General features: G+C 55.1%; 11 protein-coding genes and 1 pseudogene. 3 read left to right on the top strand and 9 right to left on the bottom strand.

The window, feature by feature from the left end:
- Positions 1-65: 65 nt before the first annotated feature.
- Positions 66-1,712, bottom strand: coding sequence for a class I fumarate hydratase FumA (fumA, locus tag ACOTW6_RS00290; RefSeq protein WP_121479060.1), 1,647 nt, complete (start codon positions 1,710-1,712; stop codon positions 66-68).
- 199 nt (positions 1,713-1,911) lie between these two features.
- Between fumA and manA the strand changes: the two genes are divergently transcribed.
- Together manA and ACOTW6_RS00280 are read left to right on the top strand one after the other, a co-directional pair.
- A complete protein-coding gene (manA, locus tag ACOTW6_RS00285; RefSeq protein WP_121479061.1) occupies positions 1,912-3,087 on the top strand; it encodes a mannose-6-phosphate isomerase in 1,176 nt (391 codons plus the stop codon).
- A 99-nt stretch (positions 3,088-3,186) separates the two neighbouring features.
- Positions 3,187-4,713: a YdgA family protein gene (locus tag ACOTW6_RS00280; RefSeq protein WP_213788712.1), complete on the top strand. Its 1,527-nt coding sequence runs from the start codon at positions 3,187-3,189 to the stop codon at positions 4,711-4,713.
- A 101-nt stretch (positions 4,714-4,814) separates the two neighbouring features.
- Here ACOTW6_RS00280 and ACOTW6_RS00275 read toward each other — a convergent pair whose 3' ends face one another.
- A complete protein-coding gene (locus ACOTW6_RS00275; RefSeq protein WP_022647925.1) occupies positions 4,815-5,843 on the bottom strand; it encodes a Mal regulon transcriptional regulator MalI in 1,029 nt (342 codons plus the stop codon).
- Between the two features lie 179 nt (positions 5,844-6,022).
- Here ACOTW6_RS00275 and ACOTW6_RS00270 point away from each other — a divergent pair.
- Positions 6,023-6,217 (top strand): annotated as a pseudogene (locus ACOTW6_RS00270) (PTS sugar transporter subunit IIBC); the annotation flags it as partial.
- Between the two features lie 139 nt (positions 6,218-6,356).
- Here ACOTW6_RS00270 and ACOTW6_RS00265 read toward each other — a convergent pair.
- The 7 genes from ACOTW6_RS00265 to ACOTW6_RS00235 all read right to left on the bottom strand — a co-directional run bounded on the left by ACOTW6_RS00265 (position 6,357) and on the right by ACOTW6_RS00235 (position 13,306).
- The gene (locus tag ACOTW6_RS00265) at positions 6,357-6,674 is read right to left on the bottom strand and encodes a hypothetical protein (protein ID WP_045911179.1); all 318 of its coding nucleotides are present in this window, start codon (positions 6,672-6,674) and stop codon (positions 6,357-6,359) included.
- Positions 6,674-6,913, bottom strand: a complete 240-nt coding sequence (locus tag ACOTW6_RS00260; protein WP_063854111.1) for a hypothetical protein — start codon at positions 6,911-6,913, stop codon at positions 6,674-6,676. The genes ACOTW6_RS00265 and ACOTW6_RS00260 overlap by 1 nt, the downstream gene beginning before the upstream one ends.
- A 76-nt stretch (positions 6,914-6,989) precedes the next feature.
- Positions 6,990-8,303, bottom strand: a complete 1,314-nt coding sequence (locus ACOTW6_RS00255) for a phage tail protein (RefSeq protein ID WP_421766215.1) — start codon at positions 8,301-8,303, stop codon at positions 6,990-6,992.
- A gap of 58 nt (positions 8,304-8,361) precedes the next feature.
- Entirely contained in the window at positions 8,362-8,595 is a 234-nt protein-coding gene (gene cor / locus ACOTW6_RS00250; protein WP_017382566.1) for a phage exclusion lipoprotein Cor, read from the bottom strand.
- A gap of 107 nt (positions 8,596-8,702) precedes the next feature.
- On the bottom strand, positions 8,703-9,374 hold the full coding sequence (locus tag ACOTW6_RS00245; protein ID WP_045892418.1) for a hypothetical protein: 672 nt from the start codon (positions 9,372-9,374) through the stop codon (positions 8,703-8,705).
- Positions 9,375-9,689: a hypothetical protein gene (locus ACOTW6_RS00240; RefSeq protein ID WP_017382568.1), complete on the bottom strand. Its 315-nt coding sequence runs from the start codon at positions 9,687-9,689 to the stop codon at positions 9,375-9,377.
- A 41-nt stretch (positions 9,690-9,730) separates the two neighbouring features.
- Positions 9,731-13,306, bottom strand: coding sequence for a host specificity protein J (locus ACOTW6_RS00235; RefSeq protein WP_421766214.1), 3,576 nt, complete (start codon positions 13,304-13,306; stop codon positions 9,731-9,733).
- Positions 13,307-13,324: the final 18 nt, after the last annotated feature.

Below are 13,324 nucleotides of genomic sequence, written 5' to 3'. Positions count from 1 at the left end.
CGCCTTACCCGACCTGCGAGAATGCAGGCCGGGTAAGCGTCAGCGCCACCCGGCAATTTACAGACTTACTTCACACACGCCGAACATTGGGAAGACTGGATCTGTTTGAAGAAGTCGTTACCTTTGTCATCCACGAGGATGAACGCCGGGAAGTCTTCCACTTCAATTTTCCAGATCGCTTCCATACCCAGTTCCGGGTACTCCACGCACTCCAGGCTCTTGATACTGCCCTGCGCCAGCACCGCCGCCGGGCCACCGATGCTACCGAGGTAGAAGCCGCCATGCTTGTGGCACGCGTCCGTCACCTGCTGGCTGCGGTTGCCTTTCGCCAGCATGATCATACTGCCGCCGTTGGCCTGCAACTGGTCGACGTAGGAGTCCATACGGCCCGCCGTGGTTGGGCCTAACGAGCCGGAAGCATATCCATCAGGCGTTTTTGCCGGGCCTGCGTAGTAGATCGGGTGATCTTTAATGTACTGCGGCAGCCCTTCGCCGTTGTCCAGGCGCTCTTTCAGCTTCGCATGGGCGATGTCGCGGCCCACGATAATCGTTCCGTTCAGGGAAAGGCGCGTTGAAACCGGATACTGCGAAAGCTGCGCCAGGATCTCCTTCATTGGTCGGTTCAGATCCACGCGAACCGCTTCCCCCTCGCCCGCTTTACGCAGGTGTTCAGGGATGTATTTGCCCGGGTTGTTCTCCAGCTTCTCGATCCAGATGCCGTCGCGGTTGATCTTCGCTTTAATGTTACGGTCCGCTGAACAGGAAACGCCCATCCCCACCGGACAGGAAGCACCGTGACGCGGAAGACGGATCACGCGCACGTCGTGAGCGAAGTATTTGCCGCCAAACTGCGCGCCGAGGCCCAGGTTACGCGCTTCTTCCAGCAGCTCCTGCTCAAGCTGCACGTCGCGGAACGCCTGACCGTGTTCGTTACCTTCCGTTGGCAGCCCATCGTAGTATTTGGTTGAGGCCAGCTTAACGGTTTTCAGCGTGCTTTCAGCAGACGTACCGCCAATCACAAACGCGATATGGTACGGCGGGCAGGCCGCGGTGCCGAGGGTGCGCATCTTCTCGACCAGATAATTCTTCAGCTTGCCCGGGGTAAGCAGCGCTTTGGTTTCCTGGTAAAGATAGGTTTTGTTGGCTGAACCGCCGCCTTTGGCGATGCAGAGGAATTTGTACTCGTCACCGTCGACGCTGTAGAGGTCAATCTGCGCAGGCAGGTTGGTGCCGGTGTTCACCTCTTTGTACATATCCAGCGCCGCGTTTTGCGAATAGCGCAGGTTGTCTTCGGTGTAGGTATTGTAAACGCCGCGCGCCAGCGCCGCTTCGTCACCGCCGCCGGTCCAGACGCGCTGGCCTTTTTTACCGGTGATAATCGCCGTGCCGGTGTCCTGGCAGGTCGGCAGAATACCTTTCGCCGCGATATCAGAGTTACGCAGGAATTGCAGCGCGACGTATTTGTCGTTCTCGCTGGCTTCCGGGTCGCTCAGGATATCAGCAACCTGCTGCTGATGCGCCGGACGGAGCATAAAGGAAGCATCGTGGAAGGCTTGCTGCGCCAGCAACGTCAGCGCCTGCAGGTCAACTTTGAGGATCTCCTGCCCTTCAAACTCAGAGACAGAAACGTAATCGCGGGTTAACAGGTAATACTCGGTCTGATCCTGACTGAGGGGGAAAGGATCCTGATAATGGAAGGGTTTATTCGACATTGTTCTCTCACTTACTGCTTCGGTCTGTTTATTCAGGGCAGATGTTCCGCTGCCCGGCTTAAAAGCGAGTCAGCTTATCCTACACAATTTTTTAACAAAAACTGAGACTAGTACGACTTTTTACATCCGCAGGTTACTTCCATTCGGTTTATTGCTTTAATACGCGGAGTTAATTCCACATATGAATCAGGGCTTGATAATGCAAAAACTCATCAACTCAGTGCAAAACTACGCCTGGGGAAGTAAAACTGCGTTAACGGATCTCTACGGCATCGCCAACCCGGGCAACCTGCCGATGGCAGAGCTGTGGATGGGCGCGCATCCGAAGAGCAGCTCAAAAATTGAAGATGCCAGCGGCCAGGTTCGCAGCCTGCGTGACGTCATCGACGCCGACAAAGCCGCACTGCTCGGCGATAAAGTGGCGAATCGTTTTGGTGAGCTGCCGTTTCTGTTCAAGGTATTGTGCGCCGACCAGCCACTCTCCATTCAGGTTCACCCGAACAAAAAAGCCTCTGAGCTGGGCTTTGCCAAAGAAAATGCCGCCGGTATTCCATTAGACGCCGCAGAGCGTAACTACAAAGATCCTAACCACAAGCCGGAACTGGTTTTCGCCCTTACCCCTTTCCTGGCGATGAATGCCTTCCGCGAGTTTTCCGAGATCATCTCCCTGCTGCAACCGGTCGCCGGGGCTCACAACGCGATCGCCCATTTCCTGGAAAACCCGAACGCAGAAGCCTTGAGCGAGCTGTTTGCCAGCCTGCTGAATATGCAGGGCGAGGAAAAATCCCACGCGCTGGCTGTGCTGAAAGCCGCGCTGAACAGCCAGCAGGGTGAGCCATGGGACACCATTCGCGTAATTTCCACGTTTTATCCGGACGACAGCGGTCTCTTCTCTCCGCTGCTGCTGAACGTGGTGAAGCTCAACCCGGGCGAAGCGATGTTCCTGTTCGCTGAAACCCCGCACGCCTACCTGAACGGCGTGGCGCTGGAGGTGATGGCTAACTCCGATAACGTACTGCGCGCGGGCCTGACGCCAAAATACATCGACATCCCTGAGCTGGTTGCCAACGTGAAGTTCGTGGCGAAACCTGCTGCGGAGCTGCTTACGCAGCCGGTGAAAAACGGCGCAGAGCTGGACTTCCCGATTCCGGTTGATGATTTTGCCTTCTCGCTGCACGACCTCAGCGCAGACGAAACCGCCATTGCACAGGAGAGCGCCGCGATCCTGTTCTGTGTGGAAGGCGAAGCGACGTTGCACAAAGATAGCGAGCGTCTGGTGCTCAAACCGGGTGAATCCGCCTTTGTCGCGGCCAACGAGTCGCCTGTCCGGGTGAGCGGCACCGGTCGCCTGGCGCGTGTTTTTAATAAGCTTTAGGGACTTACTGAATTTTTTAACAACTCTTGCTAAGCTAGTAACAGGCGTTGTAACACCAGGCGGTTTTAACCGCCTGGTTTCATTTTAGGGATAATCGCAATGAAAAAATCGGTCGTAGCGGTAGGAGTGATTGTTGCTTTAGGCGTGATCTGGACGGGTGCTTCCTGGTATACCGGGAAACAGCTGGAAAGCCGTCTGGCAGAGATGATGGCGCAGGCAAACAGCGAGATTAAGCGCAGCGCGCCTGAAGCAGGTCTGGAGCTGAGCTACCAGAACTACCAGCGTGGCGTGTTTACCAGCCATATGCAGGTGGTGGTGAAGCCAGTTGCGGGTAATCAGAACGCCTGGCTGAAACCGGGCCAGAGCGTGGTGCTGGATGAAGTGGTCAGCCACGGTCCGTTCCCGCTGGCGCAGTTGAAAAAGTTTAACCTGATCCCCTCCATGGCATCCGCCAGAACCGTACTGGTGAATAACGAGGTGACGAAGCCGATTTTCGATATGGCGAAAAATGAGTCGCCGTTTGAGATCAATACCCGCATCAGCTATGCCGGTGATACGCATTCCGACATCGACCTGAAAGCCCTGAATTACGAACAAGGCACCGATAAAGTCGCCTTCAGCGGCGGTAATTTCCAGCTTGATGCCGATCGCGACGGCAAGAATGTCTCTCTCACCGGCGATGCCGCCAGCGGCCTGGTAAATTCAGTCAATGAATATAACCAGAAGGTTCAGCTTACCTTCAACAACCTGAAAGCCAGCGGCAATAGCCGTATGACCGATTTTGATGAGCGTATCGGCGACCAGAAACTGAGCCTCGATAAGATCGCCATTGCGATCGAAGGCAAAGAGATGGCGGTACTGGAAGGCATGGATCTGGACGGTAAGTCTGACGTCTCCAAAGACGGTAAAAGCATCAACACCCAGCTGGATTACAGCCTGAAAAGCCTGAAAGTACAGAATCAGGATCTGGGTACCGGTAAGCTGTCTCTTAAAATCGGCAATATTGACGGCCAGGCGTGGCACGAATTCAGCCAGAAATACAGCAAAGAGAGCCAGGCTCTGCTGACCGATGCCGCCCTGCAACAGAACCCGCAGGCGTACCAGCAGCAGGCGATGACGGTACTGTTTAATAACCTGCCGATCCTGCTGAAGGGCGAGCCGGTGATTACCGTTGCGCCACTGAGCTGGAAAAACGGCAAAGGCGAAACCAACTTCAACCTGTCGCTGTTCCTGAAGGATCCGGCCGCCGCAACCGGCGAACCGCAGCCCCTGGCGCAGGAAGTTGACCGCAGCGTGAAATCGCTCGACAGCAAGCTGACCATCCCGATGGATATGGCGACCGAGTTCATGACCCAGATTGCGAAACTTGAAGGGTATGGTGAAGAGGATGCAGGTAAACTGGCAAACCAACAGGTGAAAGGCCTGGCGGCGATGGGCCAGATGTTCCGCATCACGAAGGTGGAAGACAACACCATTTCCACCAGCCTGCAATATGCTAATGGCCAGGTGACGCTCAACGGCGACAAAATGCCGCTGGAAGAGTTTGTCGGCATGTTTGGTATGCCGACGCTGGGCATGCCGGAACCGGCTGACCCGGCAGCGCCGCCGGCAGTACCGCAGCAGTAAACGAACAACCCCTCGCATGAGGGGTTTTTTATTGCCGGGTGGCGCTGACGCTTACCCGGCCTACGATCATGAGCCGTTGCAGGCCCGTGCAAGCAAAGCGTTTACTTCACGGTCACTAACCGCGCAGCGACAATCTGATGCCCGGCCTGCACGTCCGTATTTTCAATGCGCTGCATGATCCTGTCTGCCAGGGTGTACCCCATTTCACGAGCCGGCGTCGTCGCCCAGACGATGGGGAGATCGTCTAACGCATTTTCACCGACATCCGCAAACGCCCCCAGCGCCACCTGATGGCCGAAGAACGTTTCTACCCCGCCCTCACCGCTCTGGCGTCCGGCGCGGATCAAACCGAACCACGCCCCCATCGCAATGACGTCGTTATAGCAAATCACCGCGCTGATCGTCGGGCTGTTGCGGAGCAACGTGCCGATGGCTTCCGCGGCTTTTTTCTGGCTGGATTCACACTCCACCACCCATTCGCTGTGAAACGGCAGGCCGTATTTGATGAGCGTGGAGCAGTAACCGCCCACCCGCTCGGCACGCGTCAGGGACGAGCTTTTACCGCCGAGCCAGGCGATGCGCTGATGGCCGCGATGAATAAGATGCTCGGTCAGCATTTGCGCGGCCTGCATGTTATCCGGCCGAAGGGTATCGGCTTCGTCGAGATAGCTGGCGCGCGACGCAAACACCAGCGGTACGCCTTTCTGCGCCGCGCGCTCACACAATTCACTGCCCACGCCGGACGCGCCGGCCACGATCACCCCATCCACCCCTTGCGTCAGCAGCATATCCAGCCTGGAGAGCAGTTGCTCCGGTTCGCGCCCACCGTGGAGCAGGAAAACCATTCGCCCCTGCGCTTCAAGCGCCTCGGTAAGCCCGGCGGTCAGTTCCGCATAAAACGGCGACGCGAGGTCGCGAACGATCAGCCCTATCACCCCGCTTTGCCCACCGCGCAGCGCCGACGCCTGGCGATTACGCACAAAGCCTAACTGCTCAACGGCCTCGTTGACGCGCTGACCCGTTGCAGGAGAGATGCGCCCCTTCCCGCTCAATACCAGCGAAACGGTGCTGACGGAAACCCCCGCCGCCAGCGCGACATCGTTGATGGTGATCTTTTTCGCTACAGCCATGTGGTGGCGTGACTCCTTGATAATGAGATCGCTAAAACGTTTTATCAATACGTTATCTTTATACTACCAGTAAAAGCCTGAGAATGTGATTTAGCGCGCACTAAAGTTTGATAAAACGTTTTATCTTCTCGCCCCATCGAGGTCGTTAAATCTCTTTCTACCATTTAAGGAGTCGTTTTATGACGACGAAAGCAGCACAAAAAATATCGCTGTGGGAGTTTTTCCAGCAACTGGGTAAAACCTTTATGCTGCCCGTGGCGCTTCTCTCTTTTTGCGGGATCATGCTGGGGATCGGCAGCTCGTTAAGCAGCCATGACGTCATTACCCTGATCCCTTTCCTCGGAAATCCGGTACTTCAGGCGATCTTCATCTGGAGACTATTAAGTCTTTTAACGAAGTGGCTTGATGTTGGATTGATGTGCGGTAACTTCTGCTATGTTGCCGCGATACGATTTGTCATGTGCAATGAACTAACGTCGTTTCGCGGTAACTTTATGCCCCACCCATGCCCCATCACACCACCCTGTCATCCTGCATCACGCTGTTGATGAAGAACGTCACCCGCCCCATCACCTCAACCTCTTCCGCAGCCTCCCCCTCTATCGCTTCACCATCATCACAAATCAGCGCCCTGCCCATGACCCTGGCAAACTGAGTCCGTCCGCCGCTGAGGATTAGCAGAACCTGATTCTGTGCCAGTCTGGTGCACGGCTCGATAACCGCAAAGCCAGACGAGGTTTCGAGGATGCGGCTGTCCATGCCGATCCCGCAGATAATTTCCGGAGATAAACGCGGTGCTACGAAATCAGCCGCCGGTGAAGGAAATCCCATCAGTGCACCCTCCCCATGTTACGCAGGATCCAGTATCTGTTATCACTGCCGTCAGTTGTCTTATCTGCAAAACCGGGTTGATAGCGTTCTATCCATGTGTTCGCTTCTGCACGGCTGAAATGCCAGTTAAACCCCCGCAACTTTTTGATGAAGTTGTCTGTTCTCAGATAACGGTAGCCTTTAGGGTTAACCTCTATTGCCGCGACGAAGGCGGTGTGTATATCTGCTGTGCGTGGCATCATTACCTCACAAAAATACTGTACATAAACACAGTATCATATTGACAGGGCTATCGGTCAATGCAGATATTGGCTATCAATTTTCGTTGGTGTGCAGGTTACTGTCCAAACGGGGATTTTGCTCTTGCTTCGACACTGTAAATGCATCTTTGCGTCGCTGGTTCCAGAGGCTGTCCACGGGCATTTCCACGCGAACACTTACGAACTGGTCGGCGGGAATATCGACCGGTTCGCCATCCGCCACACCCTTCAATACGTTCCTCGCAAATGACGGCGCTGTAGGGTATTCCCGGTGGAATGTTTTTACCAGCACCGATCCGTCTGCATTTACCTCATAATCCAGCCAGATAAGCGGCTGCTTATTGCGATCGGTTGGGATGTCAAAACCTCCATCTATCCCACCCCATGCCGCGTCAGCGTTCAGCCCCACACACCCTTCAATCAGATACTCACCGATAGCCTGGCGTGTTACAGTGCATCCTTCAGATTCATCGTTAAGCTGACACGAACCATCACCGAACAACTGTACAATCGGAGAAGCGGCTTTTAACGTACCGTCAGATGCACGGGTCGTATTTCCGGTGTGGTAAATCTGCATCCAGCCAGAATCATTGCCATCCGCCATACTCATGAACTGAATAATTTTCCCGCTAAGAATCAGCGCAGCAAATGATTGTTGCGCTGCCGGAGTGCTTCCACTCCCAATATTACGGTCTGATAACCGGATGCCAGAACCATACATTCCAGGACCGCCAGAGGTCGCGGGATTAACATTGCAAAAGCGGGTTCCCTGGCTTTTGTCCCAGATGTCTGAAATTACAGGAAGATTTTTTGAACCGACACCAAATGAACCTGGTGCCAATACATCGTCATCCCATTCTCCCGTGTTCTTTGTTGCAGATGTTCCCAAACCGAGGTTTGTGCGAGCGTCAGCGGCATTCGTTGCTCCGGTCCCACCGTCCGAAACTCCAACCGCCCCATTGCTCGCTTTCTGGACAAGTTTGCCGATCGCCGGAATAGTTACACGAGCGCCGTTGATGGTGACGGTGATGTTCTGGTTTGCTGAGGTGGTGGCGAACGTCTCCCACGCGCCGATGTTCTCGTCGTACTCGTTGATGAGCTGAGACATGCTCTGCGCCAGGCCGTCGACCGAGAGACTATCAGTAACAAGAATGCCGTACTTCTGGCCGCTCAACGCCGGAGACGCGGCAGGCGTAACCGTCAGTGACGTCGCACTGTTGATGGCGGTGATCTGAAACATCTGTACCGGGTTAGAAAGAACAAACAACGTCTGGCCAACCCGGATCTGGCTGGCGGGTGCCGTCCAGTTCGTACCGGTGCCGGTGGCTGTATTTCCGTTAATGTCGATGGTGCCAGTGTTATAAAGCATATTTTCTCCAGGCAATAAAAAACCCCGCCGGAGCGGGGTTTGTTCAAAACTGAATGGGTTAGTGGCAGGTGGTGCTGGTGAACGTGTTGGCGCTCACCCATGACCAGTTAAAGGGATAACCGGCGCGGTACTGCGTCTGATTGTTTTGCTTGCGGACTCCGTAGATCTGGACGCTGCTTTCCTGTCCGCCGACCAGGGCTGTTCCGGTGCATACGGGTTGCTGCTTCTCAATAACGCCAGCGCAACCGGAGAGCAATACCGCTACCGCCAGGCAAAGAATCATATTTTTCATAGTGGTTATATCCCAGGGCATTCATGAAGCTACACAATAACAATATGAATCAACGGGATATAATTGATTTGGTAGATCAATTATTCAAAATTGATCGTTCAAAACGATCAATCATAGTTGGCGCAGTTGATGGCCATAATCACGTTCCTCAGATTTGAATACGCGACGTTTTGAAGGTTGCCGCCAGGGGTTGTCTGCGGCCTGGCGAATATCCGCGTATTGCTTCCCTCAAGTTTTGCCATGCTTTTATATATTGCCATGTATGGCTGCGGCTGACCGCCAGCCGATATAACCCCGGTAATTAGCCCCAGCATGGCAGGCATACAGGCCCACTTCCCCGCCAGAGTTGTATTGATGTTGTATCCTGAGCTGGCATCCACCCCGGCGGTACCGAGGGTGACTACATCACTCAGCGTGCGCGTTTCGTTTGTTAAAATCAGCGTCCCTGATGCATCCCACACAGCCAGCCCGTAGTCTGGCTTTGTCTGCGGGAAAATAGAGAAAAAATAAACGTACGCTGTGCCGGTTGCATTCGGTCTGAGAAAATCAATCGTGATGGTGTTCCCGCTTATCGTCTGAGTTATTTCGACCTCAACCGTGCAATGAACGAAGGCGACAACAGGCTGACCTGCGGGGAATGTGTGCGTCACTTTGGTATTGAACCCCGATGTTCCCTGAAGTGCCGCTGTCTTTCGCGCCTGAAGAGCGATTGGCGAGCTGTTCGCGGTCACCCATACTTCCCCGCTCGTGGTCGTCAGTAAAACGCCATACTCCGCCATTTATGCCCTCTCGATCTGGAAAATGAGATAAGCCGCTGCCGCAGGCTCAGTCCCTGCTGAGTAGTCGGTATCACCTGCTGCTGACACTGTTGCTGTTCCCCCCGAAATGGTGATCTTCCTCCGACTCGTACCAAACTGATCGCCGTTCATGCTCTGAAAATAGGTCAGCCTGCAACCCGGTGGAAGCGCTACGGTGTAAGAGCCTGTTTTCTGGTTCTGGGCCAGCTGGAGATAGCCACAAACGCTGACAGGCTTAACGCCATAGTTGTTTACCTTGCCTGATGCGTCCCATGTCTGAACACCATATTCCGCCATTCATTTCTCCTGAAAAAAGAGGCCCCGTAAGAGGCCTCCCGTTACCATGTTCCCGTGATTCTCCCGATCTGCACCCTCAACACATTGTTGGAATCCCGCACGCTGATTGTCTGGTTTGTCTGCTTCATGGCCCCCTCACCAGCTGTCGAACCGTAGTTCTCAAACGTACCGCCCTTATCCAGCCTCCACCCGACTGAGCCAGCGACATAGTTATTGGACTGGATGTAGTTGCCGATCTTGGCGTTGCTGATGGTGCCATCACCTATAAGCGCGTCTCTGATGAACACCTGCCCATTCTGGATAACGAACGGAAGGGTCACCGTGGCTCCGGCCTGGTGCGTTACGGCGAAGCGGTCAGCCAGGAAGATGACCTGTGACTGCATGCCGGATGGCGTGTTCTCAACGCCGATCCCCATCCCAGCCGCGTAATACTGACCGTTGCTGGATAACCCGACCTTGATGCTGTACATCGCCTTCAGATCCCCGTTAACGTTCGCGATGGCCTGAGCGTTAGTGGTAATGGCTGAGGTATGTCCGTTGATGGTCGCCGTGATGCCGTTTATCTGCGTGGCGGTGGCCTGCTGGTAATCGGAGAAGGTCTGGTTCAGGCTGTTTATGGATGCCTTGTTGCCGTTCACGTCAGTCTGCAAACTCAGCAGCGAACGCGCCGTTGCCTCCTTCTCGTTGACGATCACCTCATCAATGCGGTCCAGCTGCGCGCTGTTACCGGCGACCGATGCAGACAGCGTTTTGCGCGCAGCCACCTGCGCCAGGTTGCCCTGAATAATCGCGATGGCGGAGTTCTTCACTCCTCCCGCCATGCCGTCCACAGACACGCTGATGTTATCGATTCGCTGGCCCAGCGCGGTATCAGCAGTCGCAACGGTCTGCTCAAGCTCGTTCAGAGAAGAAGACACATCTCCGACCGTGCTCGTCAGGTTTGTAACGCTGGTCTGAACCTTCCCGATATCCTCGGCGTTTTTTGCTATTTCCTGCGCCTGTTGCGCCAGTTCGTCGTTGGCCTGTTTAATGTCGTCAGCCATACCAGCAATTTTTTCATTGCTGTCTACCGCGTTCTCGATCAGGTCTTTGAACGTATCGGAGCCTTTCATGTCCTCCAGAATTGCACCGGTGATACCGGATACATCGATGCTGGCCTGCCCGCGCACCCAGTCGGTCCATCCGCTCTGATTCCCGATCCTGTCGACAAGCCGTGCCTGGTACCAGAATTCCTGCCCCGCCTTCAGCCCCATCTGCTGATAAAGTTTCTGCGGGTAAGGAACAGAGGCCAATAGAATCGGATTTGAGCCGTCAGCCGCAACGCTGTATTGCAGTTCTGTACTCAACGTGTCACCTGTGTCGGCGGGAAAGCCCCAAGTTATATGGATCCCAAAAACGACATTTTCAGATGCCGTAAGACCGACAGGCTTAGGAACATCCCCCGTACGCCCCTTCAGGTGTGTAAGCGCGGAAGTTGCCCAGAGACTCGATGCACCGCCGGAGTTGATCGCGCGTACACGGACCAGATAATCACCCTCGAAGATGCCAGGCACTTCGATATTGCGAAGACCGGTCTCCGGTACGTTAACCCACTCATTGTCGCCGCGCTTCCACTGCACCCGATAGGCTATGACATCCGCCTGTGGTTTGCCGTTCTTGTCGACCGGCGCATCCCAGGATGCCGTCAGGGTAGCCACTCGCTGCCCCTGGCGCACTGCGTCATAGCTCGCTACCACGATATTGGTCGGCTGGTTGACGAGGCCGGTTGGTATCAGACTGATTGGCGGCGTGTCCAGGCGGGCATTGTTGTCGACCGCATCATATTTTGATGCGTTATATTCGGCCCCGATGATTGTGAAGGTATTTTCTTCATCATCAAATCTCAGGTTCGTAACGCGGAAGTATTGCAGGCGCAACTGCCCGGCATCGATGACGAATACAGCGTTGGGTAACGGCTCTGCCGTGAAAGGCGTGGCGACCACCAGCTGCGTGCCGTTTACGGCCTGGATCACCCTGCTTTCAACGGTACCGCCCCGTGTGCGGATCATCAGTGTGTCACCCGCAACGGCACTGGTTCCCCGATCGGTTATCACAGCCTTCAACCCGGCGTTATATCCGGTTATACGCCCGCCATAAACACGCCCTGAAAGGCGTTCGTCAGCAAATGCAAACACGGTGCCCGGCACGTAGACATAGCCATCAAGCCCGGTCTGTAGCGTGATAATCCGGTCAAGTGAGTTGGAGTACACAGCCCACCCGCCACGGCGCTGTGCTTCGCTCTCGCGCGTACAGCCGATTGCGGTGATCTGCGTTTGCTTAAACTTGAACTGCTTAACCAGGTCCGGGAACATCACCGCTGTTGTGCGGTCCTGATAGTGATTGTCAGGGTCGCTGAAGTTAATCAGCGCGCTGGAGAAGCGGGTCTTTTCACTGCCGCTCGAGTAAACCGGCTTGCCCACCACCGAAGCGCGGGTAAGGATTTGCAGCTTCGACGTGTCCGCCGGCATGTCAGAGACAACATTGAACATGTTGTTGCCCCAGAACGTCATGCCGTTAAAGCCTGCGGCGATATCCTTGATCACCTGCCAGGCGTCGGCCTGCGCCTGAATGTACACGTCAAACATGAAGCGCGGCTCGGTACCGCTTCCGCCTTTCCCGTCGGGTACCTTCTGGTCGCAGCGCTGGGCGATGCGATAGAGCTCCCACTTATCGAGCATTTCTGGCGTCACGCGGCGGCCAAGGCCGAAACGCGGCTCTGTCAGAACATCGAACCAAATCCAGGCCGGGTTATTCGTCCAGCCCCACTTAAACGTCCCGTCCCATGTGCCGCTGTAGGTTCGGGCTATCGGATCGTAATTCGAAGGGATGCGGATAATGCGCCCCTTAGGTTTACAGGAAACCTTCGGGATATTATTGAACGATTTGGCGTTGAACGACACATACAGCAACGCCGTGTGGGGATAACGCAGGCGCGCATCAATAACCTCAGTGATCGCCTGTACCTGCGTTTTGTTCTGCAACATCTGGCTGGTGCTGTCGTCGGTGTCGCGGACCACGCGAATCTGCCAGCCCGTACTGGCTTTCGGAAGATTAATGCGATGGGTAAGTTCATAGAGCGAACTGAGCTTCTCTGTGACGGTTCTTGTCATGACCGTAGAGAACGCACCACCATCTACAGCAAGATCGATATGGTACTTTACGGTAGTGCCGACAATATCCCCGTCGTCTTCCTGCTGCTGCAAACCCGGAATACCAATGCGAACGAGCACAGCGTCAATCTGGGTGTTGCTCAGCGCGCGCGTCCAGGGCGTGGCTTTTGTCAGCGATACGCCGACTGTAGTTTCGTTCTCCACTGCGGGGAAACCCGGAATCGGCGTCTGGGTCTGTGTGCCTGGCCGAAATTCCCAGGAAACGTTTTCAAAGTTCATCGTTCCGTCTGAGTTTCCCAGCGGCGTACCGTCCAGGAAAATGCTGGTCGCATCCAGACCACCAGCAAACTCACCTTCCCCGAGCGCCAGCAGCATGCGGCAGCGCGCCATTGACTGCGCCGAATCAGGTTGTTCTACAGGTGTGTGCTGCTTCTGGCTGCCACCCTTTGCACCAGTGATCGCTTCCATATTACATCCATAAAAAAA

The organism is Enterobacter cloacae complex sp. IR5403, assembly GCF_049238705.1.
GTDB lineage: Bacteria > Pseudomonadota > Gammaproteobacteria > Enterobacterales > Enterobacteriaceae > Enterobacter > Enterobacter hormaechei_C.
This window is presented reverse-complemented; position numbering and strand designations above follow the sequence as displayed.